19 protein-coding genes and 1 tRNA gene are annotated in these 20,496 nt (G+C 46.0%); 19 read left to right on the top strand and 1 reads right to left on the bottom strand.

Translation table 11 applies throughout. The features are described from left to right. Positions 1–294: 294 nt before the first annotated feature. Positions 295–675 (bottom strand): winged helix-turn-helix transcriptional regulator, encoded by a 381-nt coding sequence (locus tag EV210_RS08205; RefSeq protein ID WP_132078370.1) that lies wholly within the window; start codon positions 673–675, stop codon positions 295–297. 134 nt (positions 676–809) lie between these two features. Here EV210_RS08205 and EV210_RS08200 point away from each other — a divergent pair, with 134 nt between their 5' ends. The 19 genes from EV210_RS08200 to EV210_RS08110 all read left to right on the top strand — a co-directional run bounded on the left by EV210_RS08200 (position 810) and on the right by EV210_RS08110 (position 20,118). Then, the gene (locus EV210_RS08200; protein WP_132078367.1) at positions 810–1,706 is read left to right on the top strand and encodes an MBL fold metallo-hydrolase; all 897 of its coding nucleotides are present in this window, start codon (positions 810–812) and stop codon (positions 1,704–1,706) included. A gap of 227 nt (positions 1,707–1,933) precedes the next feature. Further along, complete coding sequence (locus tag EV210_RS08195; RefSeq protein WP_243650480.1) at positions 1,934–2,524, top strand: GntR family transcriptional regulator; 591 nt, start codon at positions 1,934–1,936, stop codon at positions 2,522–2,524. A gap of 134 nt (positions 2,525–2,658) precedes the next feature. Continuing rightward, entirely contained in the window at positions 2,659–5,031 is a 2,373-nt protein-coding gene (locus EV210_RS08190) for a glycyl radical protein (protein WP_243650479.1), read from the top strand. Next, positions 5,018–5,923 (top strand): glycyl-radical enzyme activating protein, encoded by a 906-nt coding sequence (locus tag EV210_RS08185; RefSeq protein ID WP_132078361.1) that lies wholly within the window; start codon positions 5,018–5,020, stop codon positions 5,921–5,923. The genes EV210_RS08190 and EV210_RS08185 overlap by 14 nt, the downstream gene beginning before the upstream one ends. Positions 5,924–6,143: 220 nt before the next feature. After that, the gene (locus EV210_RS08180) at positions 6,144–7,307 is read left to right on the top strand and encodes a M20 family metallopeptidase (protein WP_132078358.1); all 1,164 of its coding nucleotides are present in this window, start codon (positions 6,144–6,146) and stop codon (positions 7,305–7,307) included. A 53-nt stretch (positions 7,308–7,360) separates the two neighbouring features. After that, positions 7,361–8,011: a nucleoside recognition domain-containing protein gene (locus tag EV210_RS08175; protein WP_132078355.1), complete on the top strand. Its 651-nt coding sequence runs from the start codon at positions 7,361–7,363 to the stop codon at positions 8,009–8,011. Beyond that, positions 8,004–8,513, top strand: a complete 510-nt coding sequence (locus EV210_RS08170; RefSeq protein WP_132078352.1) for a nucleoside recognition domain-containing protein — start codon at positions 8,004–8,006, stop codon at positions 8,511–8,513. Before EV210_RS08175 ends, EV210_RS08170 begins: the two co-directional genes overlap by 8 nt. Positions 8,514–8,639: 126 nt before the next feature. Beyond that, positions 8,640–12,146: a pyruvate:ferredoxin (flavodoxin) oxidoreductase gene (gene nifJ, locus EV210_RS08165; RefSeq protein WP_132078349.1), complete on the top strand. Its 3,507-nt coding sequence runs from the start codon at positions 8,640–8,642 to the stop codon at positions 12,144–12,146. 44 nt (positions 12,147–12,190) lie between these two features. Next, complete coding sequence (locus EV210_RS08160) at positions 12,191–12,568, top strand: RidA family protein (RefSeq protein ID WP_132079140.1); 378 nt, start codon at positions 12,191–12,193, stop codon at positions 12,566–12,568. A 151-nt stretch (positions 12,569–12,719) separates the two neighbouring features. Continuing rightward, positions 12,720–13,571, top strand: coding sequence for a methyl-accepting chemotaxis protein (locus EV210_RS23315; protein WP_132078346.1), 852 nt, complete (start codon positions 12,720–12,722; stop codon positions 13,569–13,571). Positions 13,572–13,584: 13 nt separating this feature from the next. Next, a complete protein-coding gene (locus EV210_RS08150; protein ID WP_132078343.1) occupies positions 13,585–14,748 on the top strand; it encodes a M20 family metallopeptidase in 1,164 nt (387 codons plus the stop codon). A gap of 218 nt (positions 14,749–14,966) precedes the next feature. After that, positions 14,967–15,056 (top strand) — tRNA-Ser (locus EV210_RS08145). Between the two features lie 479 nt (positions 15,057–15,535). After that, on the top strand, positions 15,536–17,242 hold the full coding sequence (dnaX, locus tag EV210_RS08140) for a DNA polymerase III subunit gamma/tau (RefSeq protein WP_132078340.1): 1,707 nt from the start codon (positions 15,536–15,538) through the stop codon (positions 17,240–17,242). Between the two features lie 35 nt (positions 17,243–17,277). Next, positions 17,278–17,604 carry a YbaB/EbfC family nucleoid-associated protein gene (locus EV210_RS08135; protein WP_132078337.1) on the top strand — a complete coding sequence of 109 codons (327 nt, stop codon included), beginning with the start codon at positions 17,278–17,280 and terminating at the stop codon, positions 17,602–17,604. A 4-nt stretch (positions 17,605–17,608) separates the two neighbouring features. Continuing rightward, positions 17,609–18,205 carry a recombination mediator RecR gene (gene recR / locus EV210_RS08130; protein ID WP_132078334.1) on the top strand — a complete coding sequence of 199 codons (597 nt, stop codon included), beginning with the start codon at positions 17,609–17,611 and terminating at the stop codon, positions 18,203–18,205. A 95-nt stretch (positions 18,206–18,300) separates the two neighbouring features. After that, positions 18,301–18,594 carry a YaaL family protein gene (locus tag EV210_RS08125; protein WP_243650478.1) on the top strand — a complete coding sequence of 98 codons (294 nt, stop codon included), beginning with the start codon at positions 18,301–18,303 and terminating at the stop codon, positions 18,592–18,594. A gap of 151 nt (positions 18,595–18,745) precedes the next feature. After that, entirely contained in the window at positions 18,746–19,003 is a 258-nt protein-coding gene (locus EV210_RS08120) for a DUF2508 family protein (protein ID WP_165898836.1), read from the top strand. A gap of 100 nt (positions 19,004–19,103) precedes the next feature. Continuing rightward, positions 19,104–19,391, top strand: coding sequence for a pro-sigmaK processing inhibitor BofA family protein (locus EV210_RS08115; RefSeq protein WP_207900687.1), 288 nt, complete (start codon positions 19,104–19,106; stop codon positions 19,389–19,391). Between the two features lie 64 nt (positions 19,392–19,455). After that, positions 19,456–20,118, top strand: coding sequence for a P-loop NTPase family protein (locus EV210_RS08110; protein WP_132078328.1), 663 nt, complete (start codon positions 19,456–19,458; stop codon positions 20,116–20,118). Positions 20,119–20,496: the final 378 nt, after the last annotated feature.

Genomic DNA, 20,496 nt, shown 5'->3' with positions numbered 1-20,496 from the left:
TCTAAAAATGAGCTTTATTATATTATAGCCGAGTTCTATCGTGTAGGCAATAAAATTTCGGCTATTATGCAAATGCGATATATTTTAGACGAAATATATCATAATTAAGAGAATCCAGCGTTTTAATATTGAGAGCTCTTTCGCGTATATCCGGCATGGGAGCATTAAAAATCGAGCTTCTGGCAATTGGCTAGAAGCTTTTTTTATTACCGAAAACAGCGTCCGTCAACAGGTTAACAGCAAAAGAGCCGCAGCTCATATTTTGAGCGTGCGGCTTTTCCTTATGCTTTGGCGCTAAAGGATCGATTGCATGGAAGTATTCCCGTGTTGTTTAACGTGTTTTTTAAACTCAGATCCCCATATTTCGAGTTCTTTTAGGACGGGCAAAAGCTTCAAGCCCATTTCGGTTAATGAATATTCTACTCGCGGCGGAACTTCTGGATACACTTTTCTATTTATGAGGTGGAAACTCTCTAGCCTACGGAGTTCTTTAGTTAAAGTAGCTTGTGTTAATTCTGGCATTTGACGATTTAATTCTCCAAAGCGAAGCATTCCTGCGCTTAAATGGTGTAGTATTCGGAGAGCCCATTTCCCTCCTATTATTTTCTGCGCAATTGCAATGGGACAGTCTTCTAGGTCGATGCTATTTATCTTTCTCCACCTCCATACTATCATTTAAGATGGTACCTATTAAATTTAATCCTACTTGATATATTTATTGTAACATTATAATATGTACGTGTAAATGAGGCCTGGGATATGAGCATTAAACTGAGAGCAAAACGTATTATTAAAGAAAGGTGACAATTATGATTACCTCAACGGATTTCTGTAAGGTACAAAAACTGGACGATGATTTATACATCATTACTGAAGCTGGACTTGTACATTTTTATCTTATCTTGGGACAGAAGAAGGCGGTCTTAATTGACGCCGGTTTTGGCTTCGAGGATATAAGGCCTATTATCAGAAGTATAACGGATTTACCGGTGATGCTGGTATTGACCCATGGCGATCCTGACCACAGTTATGGAAGCGAATACTTTGGAGATGTATGGCTGTACCAGCCCGACTACGGTCAGATTATGGGTTTTGACACAAAGCATGAAAGACAGTTCGCGGCTGAGTTGGGAGTAGAATTTCTAAAAGAGAATAACCCCGATGCCCTTAAACGTTTTGATAGCGAAGCATTTGCTGAGAAAAGCCTGCTCCGAGTTCTGACTCCGCATTTTGTAAAGGATGGGGAATTGTTTGACTTGGGCGGAAAGTCCTTGGAGGTAATATTTACACCGGGGCATTCGTATGGGCATATCATGCTGCTGGATAGGGCAAAAAAGAGGCTTTTTTCAGGGGATATGATTTGTGATTACGTCATTATTTACTTTTTCGAATCCGATAGAAACGCTCCGTTTTCTATGGCACTGGACAGCTGGAGAAAGATAAAACGACTAGAAAAAGATATCGAAGATATTTTTAGCAGCCATGGACAGAATCCAATTACAATGGACTTTGTCGACGCATACATCGAATGTTTTTCGGGAGAATTTCAGCAGAATTATGTAAAGGATAAACCATTTTCCAGGGGTCATCTAGGCCACGGGTACCAGCATATCTATAAAACCGTTAATATCCAATACTCCGATAAGAGGCTGGAGGAGTTTTTAGGACACAAAGTGGAGCGGGTTGATCTAGAGACGCTGCCATAGCATGGAGAACCCTCGCAGAAATGCGAGGGTTCTCCATTGCTATTATTATGGTAATTTGCAGATAAAGTTGTATTCAATCAGTTGTCATTTTCGATTGTATACAAAATACAATCGAAAATAATGTTTACAAAGCTGCTAAAAAGATTTATAGTAAAATTATGATAACTAATTTTAAAAATCAAATAAAAACCTCCTATCGTACATTGCCCGGTATGATCACCAATATCATGCGCGAGTCTATTCTATCGGGAGAACTCACTGGAGGCGTTCAATTAAAACAGGAGGAGTTAGCTACAAAATTTGGCGTAAGCATGAGCGCTTTACGGGAAGCCTTAAAAAGTTTGGAAGCAGAGGGGCTCGTTGTTTTTTACCCTAATCGCGGGGCCGTAGTGAGCGAGTTATCTGCAGCCGAAGCACAGGAGATATTTGATATACGGCTTTATCTGGAACTAGGTGCACTGGAATTGGCAATTCCCAATCTGACCGAAGCTGTTCTGACTGAAGCGGATGAGATTTTAAAAAAAGCAGATGCAGAAACCAACAGCAACCAGTGGAGCGAGCTGAACTGGCAATTCCACGAGACGTTATATCGGTCGGCCAACCGGCCCAAATTGCTTACGATGATTCAAAATCTGCATAACAATGTAGACCGGTACATGCGGTTATATTTAACAACCATGCATTACCAGACAAAATCGCAGGAAGAACATCGTGCATTGCTTGAGGCTTGCGCTAAGGGAAATATTAAAGGAGCACAAAAAGTACTACGCAAACATATGGCAGATGCCAGCAATAACCTGATCGAGTATTTAGGCTAAGTACTGTATTAAAGCGAAGATACCAAAGCGAAGCGTTTGTAACGCCAGCTTTGATTATTGTATATATTCGAAAATCGAAAATAGAAAGTTGTCCTATCCAACAAGAATTGTATTGACAAATTTGAGGAGGGGTTATGATGTCCACTACCCGTATTGAAGATTTTAGACAGTCGTATCTAGATGCAAAGCCATCGATCAGCGTTCAGCGGGCAGTCGCGTTTACGTTGTCACATCAGCAAACCGAAGGTGAAGCTGTGATTATCCGGCGGGCAAAAGCCTTTCTGGCTGTATGTAAGAGCATTCCTGTCACTATTTTTTCGGGAGAACTGGTTGTCGGAGCAGTTGGCGAGTTCCTGAAGACAGGGGTCATTTGTCCGGAATACTCCTGGAAATGGGTTGAGGAGGAAATGGATTCCTTTGAAAGCCGGGGCCAGGACCCTTATTGTATTGATAATGAGGCAAAAAAAGTACTGCGTGAAAAAATCTTTCCTTATTGGCGCGGCAAATCTCTCGAAGAAAACTTCTTGTCCCGTATTAATCCGGAAACAGCAAAGATTCTGATTGATACCGGCATTATTGATAACGACTCGAAATGGAGAAACGCTGTAGGGGAAATAACAGCTGATTATCAGGATATTATTTTTAAAAAGGGTTTCGGAGGATTAAAGCAAGAGGCTCTTGCCAAACTGCAGAGCTTAGAGCCAACTTCTGCTGAAGCACTGGAGAAAATAAATTTCTACAATGCGGCTGTTCTAGTATGCGAGGGTATTATTACCTTAGCCGGGCGCTATGCTGATAAGGCCTTGGCGATGGCTCAGGCTGAATCGGATGAGCAGCGGAAAAAAGAATTGCTGACAATTGCGGCAGTTTGCCGCAAAGTCCCTGAGCATCCTCCGGAGAACTTCCATGAAGCAATACAGACCGTATGGTTTACCCAGCTTGGTTCTATCCTGTCGGAGAACTCACTGGCATTGAATCTTGGCCGGTTTGATCAATATATGTATCCTTATTTTGCCGAAGATGTGAAAAATAGTGTCATTACGCCTGCAGCGGCGCAGGAGTTGATTGAAGCGCTTTGGATTAAGCTTTCTGAATGGGTTTGGGCTATTTCCAGCAATACGGCCAAGTTTTTTGCCGGATATAATTCCTTTCAGAACTTGACTGTCGGCGGCAGAACAAGAGACGGCCGCGATGCCACAAATGAACTTTCTTATATGTGTCTGAAAGCAACAGAGAACGTAAAAACGCATCAGCCCGGGCTGAGTGTCCGGATTCATCCGGACAGTCCGGATGAATTTCTCCTGGCGGTGTGCCGGCTGATCCGGGTTGGAACCGGATTCCCCGCTGTGCACAACGACAGAGTTGGTTCTCAGATGCTGCTGGCCGAAGGGTTATCCCCGGAAGATGCACGGGATTGGAATAACTGCGGGTGCGTAGTGCCTCATCACAGAAAAGTAGGCAAATGGACATCGGCTGTTAATATTAATCTGGCAGCTGCGCTTGAACACTCTTTAAATCAGGGGAAAAGCCGGTTAACCGGTAAGGAAATGGGACTTCCGGAAGTCCCTGTATCAGAGTTTGTAAGTTATGAAGCAGTGAAAGCGGCCTTTTTTAAGCAACTTGCTTATTTAATCAAACACTCTGTTATTGGCTCAATTACTGCGCAGCAAATACATACCGAGATGGTGCCTAGACCGTACCTTTCCATGCTGGTCGAAGGTTGTATGGAGCAAGGAAAAGATCTTAGTAAAGGCGGCGCAAAATATAATCTCGGACCAGTGCTTACCGGTATCGGGATTGCTGATGCCGCTAACTCACTGGCAGTTATCAGGAAGCTGGTGTTTGAAGATAAAAAATATACCCTGGAACAAATCAATCAGGCTCTGGATGCAGACTGGAAAGGGTATGAGGAACTGAGACAGGCTGTGCTGGCTTGCCCGAAATATGGCAATGATGATGAGTATGTTGATTCGATTGTTGTAGAAATCAGTGACTTTTACTACCGGGAAGTACGTGCTTATAAGGATCTCTTCGGGGCACCTTTCAACTCTGCCTTCATGGGGATTTCCAACTATATTCCCGCAGGCAGTGTAATCGGGGCAACGCCGGATGGCAGAAAAGCCCAAAGTCCGCTGACAGAAGGGGTATCACCGCATGCGGGAACTGATTTGACAAGTCCAACCGCGGCTATGCGCTCTGTTGCTAAAATAAACCATGATGTTCATTCGGGTGGCACTCTGATGAATGTTAAGCTGTCGCCTGATCTGCTGGCATCAGACCGAAATCTAAAAAATCTGGCTTCGATGATCCGGGCGTATTTTGCCTTAGGTGCTTTTCATGTTCAGTTTAATGTAGTCTCCACCGAAACCTTGAGAAAGGCCCAGGAGCAGCCGGAAGCATATCGGGATTTGCTCGTTCGGGTAGCTGGCTACAGTACACAGTTTGTCAACCTCTCCCGGGAAGCCCAGGATGCTATTATAGAAAGAACCACGTATGAAGCAATGTAGTGGAACCATCTTTCAAATTCAGCGCTGGTCAATTCATGATGGCGATGGTGTAAGGAGCACGGTTTTTTTGAAAGGCTGTCCACTGCGCTGCCAGTGGTGTGCTAATCCCGAATCGTGGAAAAGTAGTCCGGAAGTAGTGTTTTTCGAGGAAAAATGCATCGGCTGCAACCGCTGCCTAACGGTTTGTAAGGAAGGCGCAATCACCAAGGGTGATGCGTTTCCTTCCTTTGACCGGGATAAATGCCGCTGTAGTTCCAGGTGCTGTGAGGTATGTCCTGCAGGAGCGCGCAAGCTGATCGGGTCTGTAGTGACAGTTGACGATGTCCTTGCGGTAATCAAAAGAGACACTGTTTTTTACCGTGAGTCCGGCGGCGGAGTGACATTCTCCGGCGGAGAGCCATTTGCTCAGCCGGAATTTTTGCGGCAGCTTGTAACGGCCTGCAGCAGACTTGGAATTAATACTGCTGTTGAAACCAGCGGCTATTTTGACTGGGAGCAGGTAGATGATATTTTCGAAATGCTGGACTGCGTTTTTATCGATATCAAGCACATGGATGACGTGCGCCATAGAGAAATGACCGGGGTGGGCAATGACAAAATTTTAGAAAATATTGCCCGTATATCCCGGGTACACCCGTATACCGTTGTCCGCGTTCCCTTAATATCTGAAGTGAATGCCAATGAGCAAAACATCCATATGATGTGTGAGTTTATTAAAAGCCGTACTGATGTTAAGGGAGTAGAATTGCTGCCTTATCACGATTTTGGCGAATCCAAATACCGGGCTGTTGGAGCGCAAGCGGGTAAGTTTACAACCCCTGAAGCGACAGCAATTAATAATTTGAAAAAAATAATAGCGGACTATAATATCCCAGTTGTAGATTTTAAGTAGCATGGATTAAAAAGCAGGATGTTATAAAGCAATGGTGCTTTAAATGAAAGTAGTGAAAATATGTTCATTTGAAGCACCCTTTATTTAATAAAGAATTAACAGAATTAAGCGCACCTTTCAAATATTGAAAAACCTGACAACTTGGTTTTCTATAGCAGTGCTTACACAGAGCGCTGGTAGATATAGAAAGTAGAAAAGTATTAAGGAGGACAAGCAAAGAATGAATGACAAGAAGCAGAAAGCATTCCAGTTTGTAGACGCGCATCGTGAGGAAATGGTATCACTGTGGGAAGAGATTGTTAGCATGGAAAGTGGTCCTCATGAAAAAGACGGAATTGATAAGGTAGCTGTACGCTTCAAACAGATATTGGATCAGGAAGGTGCAGCTTCGCGTTTGGTTGAGTTCGAAAAAGCCGGCAGCATGTTAATTGCTGAATTTGAGGGGAAACAGCCAAAACCGGGTGTAATCTTTATGGGACATATGGACACGGCCATTCCGGCAGGTGCAATTAAAGAACGGCCTTTTACCATAAAGGATGGTATCGCTTACGGGCCGGGTGTTCTTGATATGAAAGGCGGTATCGTATCTGCTATTTATGCAATAAAGGCTTTGCGGGCAGCGGGTTATGACTCAAGCACGCTGAAAGTGCTTCTTGCCGGAGACGAAGAGGTATTACACGCTCACTCGACTACGCCTGATGTTTTTCTTAAAGAAGCAGCAGGCTACGCTGCGGCATTCAATGTTGAGACAGGCTTTGTTGATGACGGGATCGTTGTCGGCCGCAAAGGCGTTGCCCAAATAATGCTGGAAGTAAAAGGTACCGCTGCTCATGCGGGAAATGATCCGGAAAACGGCCGGAGTGCTATTTTGGAAATAGCTCATAAGATTATTGCCGTACAAAAGTTAACGGACTGGGAAAAAGGCATCAGCTTCAACGTAGGAGTAATGCAAGGCGGCACAACATCCACAGCTGTTCCTGATTATGCAAAGATTTTAATCGATGTCCGTTATAAGGACCCGGATGACCTGCCGGGCATTATGAAGCAGCTTGAAGAGGTTGCCGTTAACGTAACTGTTGAGGGAACCACTGGTGCGGTCACTTATATGCATGGTATTAAGCCAATGAAAACAACGGACGGGGTTCTGCAATTGTTTGAAGTTGTAAAACAAGCATATGAAGAAAACGGCTTTGGCACTCCTTATGCCAAACGTGTGGGCGGTGCATCTGATTCATCCTATTCGGTTCTGGCAGGGGTACCGACAGTATGCGCGATGGGAGTAAAAGGCGGCCGCAATCATAGTCCGGAGGAGTATGCCCAGGTAGAGAGCTTATTCGAAAGAGCTAAGCTGATGGTTGACTGTGTGCTTAAGCTGAACAGCTAAACGGCTGAGCCGTAATTCTGTTCTTTGCAATAGATGAATTAGGGGGAGAGTATATGGCAGAGGAAAAATACAAGGTTACCTGGAAGGGATGGCTATCATTAATCATCTTGCTTATTTCTTTTTCCGGTGTATTTGCCAAGATGGATGGTCCTTTGCGGGCATTGGATTTCCAGGTGCTAACAGGGGATTTTGGACAAGTTGCCAAAGGCGTAATTTTTACCGGTAAGGGTGGTACCGGAGCACGTGACGGCTTTATGTTCGCGTTAACGTTGTTTCCAACCTTGATGTTTGCGCTGGGCTGTATTCAGGTTGCCGAGTCACTTGGCGCTTTGCGGGCAGCAGAAGTCGTATTCCGTCCGATTTTAAAGCCTTTTATGGGACTGCCGGGGGCCAGTGGCCTGGCTTTTGTCAGCAGCTTAACCAGCTCTGATGTGGCGGCAGTAATGACCAAGGGAATGGTTGAGGACAAAATGATGACCGAAGAAGAACGGGCTATATTTGTTGCATATCAGTATGCCGGTTCTGCACCGGTTACCAATACTTTTGGTACAGGTGCGGCCCTGCTGCCGATCAGTGTTCTGCCGGTAGGGATGATTATCGGACTGATCTTTGTTGTTAAAGTCATGGGTGCTAATTTGGTACGGCTCTACTTAAAATGGCATGCGAGCAGAAATCAGGTAGAAGGGAGCGGGGTAAATGGCTAATCAGGCTGCTGCCGGCGCAGATGTAAAAAAAGTTAAGCCAAGTATAGTGGAAGAATTTGTAGCAGGAGCTAAAAAAGGATTTTATATTGGTGCGGAAATGATTGCTCCTGCCATGGTTTTGGCCTACGTGCTAATTCAATTTCTGGACATTACCGGATTAATGAAGAGTGTAGGTAAGCTCCTGGAACCGGTAATGATTTTGTTTGGCCTGCCGGGTGAAGCCGTATTTGCTCTTGTTGCCGCTTTTTTTGCCAAAGCGGCAGGTTGCGCTACTGCGGCGACTTTGTATTCCAAAGGGGTAATCACAGCGGCACAGGCGACAATCCTGTTTCCGGCCTGTGTAACAATGGGAACGCTGATTGGACACTTTGTGCGCATCGTAATCGTTTCCAATGTTGACCGGAAATGGCATTCCCTGCTGATCTGCGTTCCGCTTGTCGATGCTGCTGTAGTCATGATACTGACCAGAATTTTGATAAATGTTATGGGACTAAACGGATAATTTCTATAGCAGAAACTGTGGGGCAGTAGTGTGGTTCTAAATCGAAACAAGCCTGCCCCCCTTGGCGTTGCCGTTAGTAATAGTAAGCAATACATACTTGATTTCACACGAGGGGATTGATGTAAGATGAAAAGAAAAATGCAAACTATGGATGGTAATACGGCAGCAGCCTATATCTCATATGCTTTTACTGATGTGGCAGCTATTTTCCCAATTACGCCTTCGTCTAATATGGCAGAGAGCGTTGATGAATGGGCTGCTCAAGGGAAAAAGAACCTGTTCGGGCAAACGGTAGAAGTTGTGGAAATGCAGTCAGAAGGCGGGGCAGCAGGTGCGGTGCACGGTTCGCTGCAGGCTGGTGCATTGACTACTACTTACACTGCCTCGCAAGGGCTTTTGCTGATGATTCCCAATATGTATAAAATTGCCGGGGAGTTATTGCCTGGCGTATTTCATGTCAGTGCCCGTGTAGTTGGGGCCAATGCCATCAGTATTTTTGGTGATCATTCCGATGTTATGGCCACAAGGCAGACCGGTTTTGCCATGCTTGCTGAAAGCAGTGTTCAACAGGTTATGGACTTGTCGGCTGTAGCGCACTTAGCGGCGATTAAGGGCCGGGTACCGTTCCTTAACTTCTTTGACGGATTTAGAACGTCACATGAAGTCCAGAAAATTGAAGTGCTCGAATATGAGGAGCTGGATAGACTGCTAGACCGGGAGGCTGTGGATGCTTTCCGCAAAAGAGCGCTCAATCCCGATCACCCACTGACGAAAGGCACTGTACAAGGCAGCGATATTCACTTCCAGCAACGAGAAGTCTCTAACCGTTTCCATCAGGATATTCCGGCAATTGTTGAAAACTATATGGCTGAAATCAGTAAATTAACAGGCCGGGAATACCATTTGTTCAACTATTGCGGTGCTCCCGATGCAGATCGGTTGATTATTGCTATGGGATCGATGTGTGAAACCATCGAAGAGGTTGTTGACTATCTTACTGCCCAGGGAGAAAAGGTCGGCCTGTTGACGGTACACCTTTACCGGCCATTCTCATTGGAGCATTTCTTTAAATATATCCCGGAAACGGTGCAAAAAATTGCCGTACTAGACAGAACCAAAGAAATGGGCGCCCTGGCTGAGCCGCTGTACCTGGATGTGAAAAGCGCCTTTTACGGCAAAGCGTGGCAGCCGGTGATTGTTGGCGGGCGATGTGGCGTGGGTGGTAAAGATGTAATCCCCAGCCATATCCATGGCGTATTTGAGAACTTAAAAGCGGACAAGCCGCGGGATAATTTTACCGTTGGGATCATTGATGACGTCAACCACACTTCGCTGCCGTTTGGCGCAGATATAGATACGACTGCCTCAGGCACCAAGGCCTGTAAGTTCTGGGGGATAGGCTCTGACGGAACTGTTGGTGCCAATAAGAATTCCATTAAAATTATTGGTGATCACACTGATATGTATGCTCAGGCTTATTTTGCCTATGATGCTAAAAAATCGGGCGGAGTTACCATTTCTCATTTGCGCTTCGGTCAAAAGCCGATCAAATCTCCCTATCTGATTAATAAGGCGGACTTTATCGCCTGTCATAATCAGTCCTATGTGTATAATTACAATGTCTTAGAAGGCTTGAAGCCAGGCGGCAGTTTTCTCCTAAACTGCCAATGGAGCGAAGAAGAGCTTGAGCAGAATCTGCCGTCAGCAATGAAACGCTATCTTGCAGCTAACAATATAGCTATGTACAGAATTGATGCTGTCGCAATTGCCCAGCAGCTAGGCCTTGGTGGCAGGATTAACATGATTATGCAGGCCGCATTCTTCAAAATTGCCGGCATTATTCCGGAAGAAGAGGCTGTAAAATATCTCAAAGACGCAATTAAAAAAACGTATGGCAAAAAAGGCGAAAAAGTAGTTGCCATGAATAATGCTGCTGTGGATCAGGGAATTGCCTCTATTATTAAAGTTGTTGTTCCTGCAGCCTGGCAGGAGGCGCAAGATACGGAGGCGTCCGGCAAGGCGGTTCCGGCATTTATTCAGGATATTCTGATTCCTATGAACCGCCAGGAAGGCGATAAGCTGCCGGTAAGTGCATTTATTGGACTGGAGGACGGCTCATACCCCATGGGAACGGCCGCCTACGAAAAACGGGGTATTGCAATCCAGGTGCCCGAGTGGCAGGCAGAAAAATGTATTCAGTGTAATCAGTGTTCCTATGTTTGCCCTCATGCTGCTATCAGACCGGTACTATTAACCGAGACAGAAAAGCAGCAAGCACCGGCCGGTTTGCAGGCAAGGCCCTGTATGGGACAGAAAGAACTGTCCTTTGTTATGGCAGTCTCGCCTTACGATTGCACCGGGTGCGGTAACTGTGCTCAAGTTTGCCCGGCTAAGGAAAAGGCCCTGATAATGAAACCGCTGGACACCCAATTGCCGCAGGCAGAGCAGTGGGACTATGCCCTCTCAGTTACTCCAAAGGCTAATCCGGTAAACGCTTTTACAGTAAAGGGCAGCCAATTTGAGCAGCCGCTGCTGGAGTTTTCCGGTGCCTGTGCCGGCTGCGGGGAAACACCGTATGCCAAGCTGGTCACACAGTTATATGGTGAACGGATGATGATTGCCAATGCTACCGGCTGTTCATCGGTCTGGGCTGACAGCGTTCCTTCATTGCCATACACGACTAATCATCGCGGCCATGGACCGGCCTGGGGGAACTCCTTATTTGAAGATAATGCCGAGTTCGGCTTAGGTATGCTGATGGCTGGCAAGCAGCTGAGAAAGCAAGTTGCACTGGCTATTGAGAAGGCTGCGCAATTGGATCTGGGAGAAGATTTCAAAGCTGCCTGTGAAGACTGGCTGGCTAACAAAGATAAGGGAGAAGGTACCCGGGCAAGGGCTGATAAGCTGATCAGCCAGCTATGTCAGATCAAAGGCGAGGATCCCCTGCTTAATGAGATCTACAAAAACCGGGACTTCCTTGTAAAACGGTCGCAATGGATTTTTGGCGGTGACGGCTGGGCCTATGACATTGGCTTCGGTGGCTTGGATCATGTGTTAGCCTCAGGAGAAGATGTTAATATTTTGGTATTTGATACCGAAGTGTATTCCAACACGGGCGGTCAGTCTTCTAAAGCTACTCCGACTGCCGCAATTGCTAAATTTGCCGCAAGCGGTAAAAAGACCAAAAAGAAAGACCTCGGCATGATTGCCATGAGCTATGGGTATGTTTACGTGGCGCAAATCGCCATGGGCGCCGATAAAAACCAAACCTTAAAAGCCATCGCCGAAGCAGAGGCTTATCCGGGGCCGTCATTGATCATCGCTTATTCGCCCTGCATCAACCACGGACTGAAAGTAGGTATGGGCTGCAGCCAGTTAGAAGCTAAACGGGCAGTGGATAGCGGCTATTGGGCGATGTACCGCTATAATCCTCAGCTAGCAGCTGCAGGTGAGAATCCCTTCAAGATGGATTCAAAGGAACCTTCAATGGATTTTAAAGAGTTTTTGCTGGGTGAAGTGCGGTATTCTTCATTGCTGCAACAATACCCTGAGGCCGCCGAAGCGTTGTTTGTTAAGACGGAACAAGATGCTAAAGAGAAACTTGCGAAATACAAGGCGTTGGCAAAGCAATAAGGAGATAACCCTTTTTGTCAACTTCAATAGGAGGAATTGAATTAATGAAAAGCGTTGTTACGACGGATAAGGCTCCGGCTGCGATAGGCCCATACTCACAGGCAATACAAACAGGCGGGTTACTGTTTATTTCCGGACAAATTCCGGTTGACCCCGCCACAGGGGAAGTGGTAACCGGTGATGTTGCCGCGCAGACGAGACAGGCTATTAAGAATATAATTGCCATTCTGCAAAGCCAGGGGATCGGCTTGGAAAACGTGGTCAAAGCAACCGTATTCCTTACGGATATGAACGATTTCCCGATCGTCAATCAAGTGTATGGCGAGTATTTTCCGCAGGCTGCTCCGGCCAGAAGCTGCGTTCAGGTTGCTCGATTACCCAAAGACGTTTCTGTTGAAATTGAAACTATTGCCTGCCTATAATCGGAAATCCAAAGGATTAGATACTTATTTTTAAGCTAAAGTTGATATTTTTTGCGTTCGAGAGGGAAGGGGCAGATAAACTGCGTCTTCCCTGACGCTTATGCAGATAAGGCAAAAGATATTCCGTAGATATTAGCTGAGGAGGATAGCCTTGGATAAAATAATTGCCAATAAAATTATGAGTTTTATTTTTCAGGAAACAGAACTTAGCGCAGTAATTTGTGATCATACAGGTACAATCATCGCGGCCAGAGACGCTTCCCGAGTAGGCACAGTTCACAGCGGTTCGCAGAAGGTGCTTACGGAGAAGTTAGAAGGGCGCATTGTAACAGCAGAAGATGAAGAACGCTCGGGTGGAGCGGTAAAAATGGGCGTTCACCTGCCTATTGTTTATCAGAATAAATGGGTTGGCAGTTTTGGGATAGGCGGAGACCCGATCTATTCCAAACCCATTGCAAAAATCGCCACAGGCCTGTTCCGCTGGGAACTGCAAGCGGCTGAGAACAGGGAGCTGCTGCTGGAACAGGCGCAGCTAGTCAGTGATTCAATTACTACTATTGCATCCACGATAGAGGAGCTCAATGCGTCTCATGAAGATTTGGCAGCTACCATGCAGGATGTCGCTAATTTATCTGATCATGTATCAGAGAATGTAAATAATACCGACTCGGTAATCGCGATTATTCAGCAAATTGCCGGACAAACCAATCTGCTTGGTCTTAATGCTGCAATTGAAGCTGCGCGGGTAGGCGAGCACGGCAGAGGATTTGCGGTTGTAGCCGAAGAGGTCCGCAAGCTCTCAGATCAAAGCCACCAGTCGGCCAAGGAGATTCAAACAACGCTAAGAGAGCTAAAGTCATCAATGGAAGTAGTTATTGATCATACCCGGCAAACCGCAGGTATTACTAAGGAACAGGCAAAGGCGATAGAGTCAATTACCGAACGGGCAATCACCTTACAGCAGGTTGGGCAAGAATTGCTTTCCATGGCAAAAGCGGAGTAGACAGGAGGAGAACATGGACAGACAAAAACAGCAGGTTTTTCAATTTATTGATGAACACCGGGAAGAAATGCTGGCCTTATGGCAGGAACTTGTCAGTACGGAAAGTGGTTCGCAGCATAAGCCCGGAATTGACGCAGTTGCCGCCAAAATTCAGCAGGTTTTGGCCGGCGAAGGGGCTGCTACCCGGATTATTGAGATGGAACAGGCCGGCAATATGCTAATTGGCGAACTTGGCGAAGACCGGAAGCAAGCTAAGGTTTTATTTCTAGGACACATGGATACTGTTTTCCCGGTGGGGACTATTGCCAAAAGACCTTTTACTATTCACGAAGGTGTTGCATATGGGCCGGGAGTTCTTGATATGAAAGGTGGGATTGTGGCGGCGCTGTATGCAATGAAGGCTTTGCAAGCAGCTCAATACGATGCACGTCCATTGAAGATGATCCTCGCGGGTGATGAAGAGGTAGGGCATGTCAAATCCAATACCGCAGAATTATTGATGGCGGAGGCACAGGGAGCGGCGGCAGCATTTAATTGTGAAACAGGCTTTACTGATGATGCTATTGTTGTTGGACGAAAAGGGTCAGCTTTGTTTGAAATGCATGTTAAGGGTATTGCCGTACATGCCGGCAATGAGCCTGAAAACGGGCGGAGTGCTATTCTTGAAATAGCTCACAAGGTAATTGCAATACAAAATCTTACAAACTGGAAGACCGGTACAACTTTTAATGTAGGCGTAATTGAAGGTGGAACAGTGCCGAACGCAGTGCCGGGGCAGGCCAAAATTATCGTTGATGTACGATATCTTGATCCGGCATTATTACCGGAAATCCGCCGGCAAATGCAGGCTATTGCCGCCAAAATATATATTCCGGATACAAGTACAACCTTAAATGAAATCCCCGGCATCGCACCAATGAAAAGGGCTCCTGGCAGTGAGGCGCTTTTTTCGGTTGTCAGCAGGACCTATGAGGAAATGGGGCTGGGAGTTCCTTATCCTAAGCTGGTTGGCGGCGGTTCAGATTCGGCTTATAGTGTCATGGCAGGTGTTCCCACTGTGTGTGCAATGGGAGTAAAAGGCGGACGCAATCATAGTCCGGAGGAGTTTGCCGTTGTTGATACTCTATTTGAGCGGGCCAAACTGCTTGCGGCGTGTGTACTTAATCTGCCCAATTAAAAATACGAGTAAGGTTAGGACCTCCTGCAGTTAGGGTGTAGGAGGTTCTGAACCCCATATAGAAGCTGTCAAACTGGCGCTTTATTATCCTATAATTTCCATCCATAACAGTATTGACAACTTGTTACGGACAAGGTATACTAATATTCGCAGTCGAGATTACAATGATTAATTGCAGCTGCTGTAAAATCTCATATTAGAGTGTTGTATGGAAGTATGGAGAGGTGTCCGAGCGGCTGAAGGAGCATGATTGGAAATCATGTGTACGGGAAACTGTACCGAGGGTTCAAATCCCTCTCTCTCCGCCATAAATCCTTAACACAAAAAATGGTCGTCGAATACGACCATTTCTTTTTAAGGTCCGCCCATGGCAATCACTTGGGTCTTGCGCAATGGAAACTCATGAACCCCGTCAGGTCCGGAAGGAAGCAGCGGTAAGTGACCATTTCTATGTGCCGCAAGGGTGCCTGAGGGGTTGTCATGGTCGGACCTTAAACGTTGTCGGCCGTCGATAAACCCCCATCTACGTTGTTGCGACTGCGGGCGCTCGCTTGTCGTACCCCAATGTACTGTCTTCGCTCGCGTCCTCGTCGCGCCTAGTATATGGAGCTTTCTCAACGGCCTAAGCTGAGTGCTGTCGTGGGGACGGTTCCAGTGACACGGGTTAATCGTCAATTGGTAGTTAAGTATAAGTATAATACAGCCGTAAGGCTGCTTTTTTGTAGGAGCAATTGAAAAAGGAAATACTAATCTTTGTGTGGAATATTGCATACGAGGGGGTGTAAATATGGCTTATCTGGCATTGTACCGTCAATGGCGACCTCAGGATTTTGATAATCTTATCGGTCAGGAGCATATTAACACAACGCTGAAGAACGCTATTGCCACCGGCAAGATTGCACATGCTTACTTATTTGCCGGACCGCGTGGTACAGGCAAAACGAGTACGGCTAAGATTTTGGCAAAGGCGTTAAATTGTGTGCACGGCCCGACCCCTAGTCCGTGTAACCATTGTCCTGCCTGCGAACGTATTACTGCCGGTTCGTCAATGGATGTTTTTGAAATTGATGCGGCCTCTAACCGGGGTATTGATGAAATACGTGATTTGCGTGAAACTGTTAAATTTGCACCAGTCGAAGGGCAAAAAAAAGTATATATAATCGACGAAGTGCATATGCTGACCACCGAAGCGTTTAATGCGCTGCTAAAGACATTGGAAGAGCCGCCTGGTCACGTGGTTTTTATTCTGGCAACAACCGAGCCTCATCGTATACCGGCAACCATTCACTCCCGCTGTCAGCGTTATGACTTTCGGCGTATTGGCCTCAGGGAAATTGAGGATCGTCTGAAAATGGTTGCCGAAAATAGCGGTATTATTATTTCCCCTGATGCAATTCGCCTTATTGCTGCGCATGCTGATGGAGGTATGCGGGATGCGCTGAGTATTTTGGATCAGTGTGCCAGTCTGGAAACACAAGCGGTAACGCCGGATGATGTCAGGCAACTGTTGGGGCTTATTGGCCATGAATGGGTGTGGCGCCTGGCAGAGGCGGTTATTGACCGGAATGCGCCGGCAATTCTAACCGATCTTGAGCAGATTATTACGCTGGGGAAAGATGGACGCCAGGTTTTAATTGAGTTGGCATTACATATGCGCAGCCTAATGTTATATAAGGCGGCTCCGGAGCTGGACGGATTAGACCGGTATAGTGAAAGCAAGGAAATTTTGGCTGGTCAGAGTGCGAAACTTACTCATAGCGAACTTGTCCAAATCATTCAACTGCTGCATGAGGGTGCAAACGATACGAAGTGGTCACCTGAACCGCGCATTACGATTGAAATGACATTGCTATCCGCCTGCCGTCGCAGCGGTGGAGAGGATTTATCTGCTTTGCTTGACCGGATTAGCCAATTAGAAGAGCGTCTAAATCAGGCTGAGAGTGGAGATATTGCCATCAGGGCTGTAAAACCAGTCAATACACCAGCAGTTGCTATCAGTAAGCAGGTACCGCCGGCAATTCAAGTGCCTGAGCATACCCCGGCAGATGCGCCTAAGCCTGAAGCTAAAGTTAGTAAAGCGACAGTGCCGGTAGGTGATGTAAAAGCAGTCTGGGATGCAGTACTCAAACAGCTGATAACGGAAGGCAAGCGTGCCGTTCATGCCTGCGTATCCCAAGGCCAGCTGGTTTCTTTAGATGATAAGACGGCAACTGTTCGTTTTACCAGTCAGTTTGCCAAGGACCGGACAGAAAAGGATGATTTCCGGACGCTGATTGAAAAAGGATTGGCTCAAGTGAGCGGACAGCAGGTGAGACTTCAATGTTTGCTGGGAACAGCCGCGCCGTCAGCACCTGCAGCGCCCGCCAAAAAAGAAACACCGGCTTCTGTCAGCGCTCCGGCACCTGCGGTCAATGCGCTGCAGTCTGATGAGAATCATCCTGTTCTCCGTCAAGCTATTCAGATGTTTGGCGGGAAAATCATACAGGAAGAATAAAGTGGCTTTTGCCATAAATAAGGGAGGATTTCTATATGTTTGGTAACATGGGCAATATGGCAGGTATGATGAAAAAAGTTCAAAAACTGCAAGCCGATATGTCTAAGATGCAAGAAGAGTTGAAAACCCGCACACTGGAAGCTACGGCCGGCGGTGGTGCTGTCAAGGTTGTAATGAATGGTGAAAAACAAATTGTTTCGCTTAAAATAGCGCCAACTGCTGTCGATCCGGAAGACGTGGAAATGCTGGAAGATCTCGTATCCGCTGCCGTTAACGAGGCACTAAAAAAAGTTGATGATATGATGGCGCAAGAAATGGGCAAATTAACCGGTGGAATGAATCTGCCGCCTGGAATGTTCTAATCCTATGCAGCAGGTAGCTCCTTTAGCCAAATTAGTGGAGCAGTTTCGCCGTCTGCCGGGAATCGGGCCAAAGTCTGCAACCCGCCTTGCTTATTATGTGCTGGAAATGGAAAAAAGCCAGGCCCAAGCTTTAGCCCAGGCGATTATTGAGGCCAAGGATAGGATTGGCTACTGCTCCGTGTGTTACAATTTTACTGATACTGATCCCTGCAAGATCTGTCAGGCGCAAAGTAGAGATCATACGATTATCTGTGTGGTTGAAGAGCCACGGGCAGTTGCAGCTATTGAACGCTCGCGCGATTACCGCGGGCTTTATCATGTGCTGCACGGGGCGCTTTCGCCGCTGGACGGGGTGGGACCCGACGATATACGCATTAAGGAACTGCTGCAGCGTTTGCAAAGCGGTGATATAAAAGAAGTCATTATGGCCACTGACCCTGATGTAGAGGGTGAGGCTACCGCCATGTACCTGGCGCGCTTGTTAAAGCCGTTAGGTGTAAAGGCAACCCGCATTGCTCATGGACTGCCTGTTGGTGGAGATATTGAGTATGTTGATGAAGTAACACTGTCCAAAGCGGTCGAAAACCGGCGCGAGTTATAAGAGTATATTTTTTAGGAAAGACTTGGTGTATGCCAGGTCTTTTATGTTTAATGTCCTTCTTGTATGGGAAGAATAACCAACAGGAGGGGATTAGAATGAATGCACCATGGGTAAATATTATAACTGCCGGAGGTAAGATGGTTAGCAGCTTAATGGAACACGAACGGGAGAAACCACATTCGGCTGAGATGTCACTTCCTGAGAGTATTGAACAGGCGCGGCGGGAGTGGCAGGAAGCGCAAGCATACTATAATACTGTTACGGATAAAGACTTGATTGACCATGCTGCTTATTTAATTCAAGCGGCAGAAAAGAAGTATATCTATTTGATGAAAAGAGCCCGTGCCGAAGGAATCGTTCATTCCAAATATACAATAACAGAACACTGATTCGATGCCTTTCCTTAACAAATGATAATACCATAATATATTTCATTTTTTTGTAATAACAACAGGGCGGAGAGCCCTGTTGTTGTTTTACTGTGAGAATGTATCATATTTGTGGATGATTGCCGTATACATGTACCAAGGGGGTGCAGACATGTTGATGGAATGGTTATCCTGGCTTTTTAACGGCAGCCCAGAGACGAAGCCGGCTGAGGTACCGATGGAAAAGCTAATCGAGCAGGCTAAGCAGGAGTGGTGCCTGGCACACGAAATATTTCGTACTTCACCTGATGATGAAGATTTAATTGATTCGGCAAGTTATATGATTTTGGCAGCCGAACGGCGTTATATTTACTTTCTCAAAAAAGCTCGCCAGGAAAAATTTTGTTATTCTCCTTATGGGAATGCATAATGAGGCTGCATAGCTTCATTATTTTTTTGGCATAAAGCAGGACGGGCGTCGTATATATTGAAATAGATATACTAATTTGTATTGTGAGAGGAGAATGCTCATGCCTGCCATTAGTGGATTGTCCGGTGATATGACAATCGCCATTGCTTACGTATTTGGAATCATTTTGCTATATATTATAGGGCGCATGTTTTTCATGCCGATAAAATTAATTTTTAAGTTAATTTATAACGGCCTGATTGGTGGCGCAATGTTGTGGGCGGTAAATTTCATTGGCGGTCATGTAGGATTTATGATTGCAATTAATCCTTTAACGGCATTAGTTGCTGGTTTTCTTGGTTTACCGGGAGTTATTTTGCTGATTTTGTTTAAACTATTTATTGTTTGATTTTACAGGCTCTCGGTAGGCGGTTGTTGCTTGGCGAGCTTTTCATATGGACAAGGGGGTAAATATGGACCCGATTATTGAGGCTTATATAGGTGAATATGCCAGCGGAAAAAGTGAGAATGCGGTAAACCGGGCCATTGAACTCACGCGTAAAGGGCTTCCGGTAACATTGGTAGATTTGGATACAGTGGAGCCTTGCTATACCATTCGCCCAATTAAGCGGGAACTGGAGGAAATGGGAATAACAGTGGATGCCTGGGAGACCCGGGAAACGATGGGCCTGGGGGAAGCGGGCGGCACAATTAAAGGCTCTATGCGATGGGCGCTCAGGCGTCCGGGGAATGTTATTCTTGACATCGGTTACGGCGTACACGGTGCGGCTATTTTTAACCTGATTGAAGGAGCTCATGAAAATCCCTGGTTGAAGATCATTGCCGTTATTAATATGTCACGTCCCTTCACTTCGACAATTGAGGATATTGTCGACTATGTATTATCTTTGGGGCGAGTCGATGCGTTGTTAAATAATACGCACATGGCGGAAGAAACAACAGTGGAAGTTGTGCAAAGCGGTGCCCGCGGTGTCTATGAGGCTGCTCAAAGATTAAAGCTGCCCATGATTGCAACGTCCGCAATTAAGGAGATCGCTGATCAAATTGGCGATTTGGATTGTGTGGGAAAGCCTGTCCGCAGGCTAGAGCGCATTATGCCGCGAACTTTTTGGTAAAAAAATCCGTAAAAGTTGTATTTTTGCGTATATCTAAGGATAAGGAAGCATATATTACAATTTGTGGGCCAAATCATGACGATCTGTCTATTTTCACGATTATGACAAGTTGTAGACTTCTAAATGGTTATGGTATAGTATTACTTACCGCAGGAGATGCGGTGCTACAGTTTCAGCGTCGATCCTATCAAGGATTATTGCGCAGAACAAAAACAAAAAAACATGTTGACAAAACAAAATGGTTATGTTAACATAAATAAGCTGTCGCCGCGACAAGCGATGACAACGAAAACAAAGTGTTCCTTGAAAACTGAACAATGTAAGATGAAATAAACGCCAGATGTTAGGTGTTTCACTGAAACACCACAACGTTTTGAA

Source organism: Anaerospora hongkongensis (genome assembly GCF_004339805.1).
In the GTDB taxonomy this organism is placed as follows: Bacteria; Bacillota; Negativicutes; order Sporomusales; family DSM-15969; genus Anaerospora; species Anaerospora hongkongensis.
The sequence above is the reverse complement of the archived record's forward strand: the minus strand, read 5'-3'. Positions and strand labels throughout refer to the sequence as shown.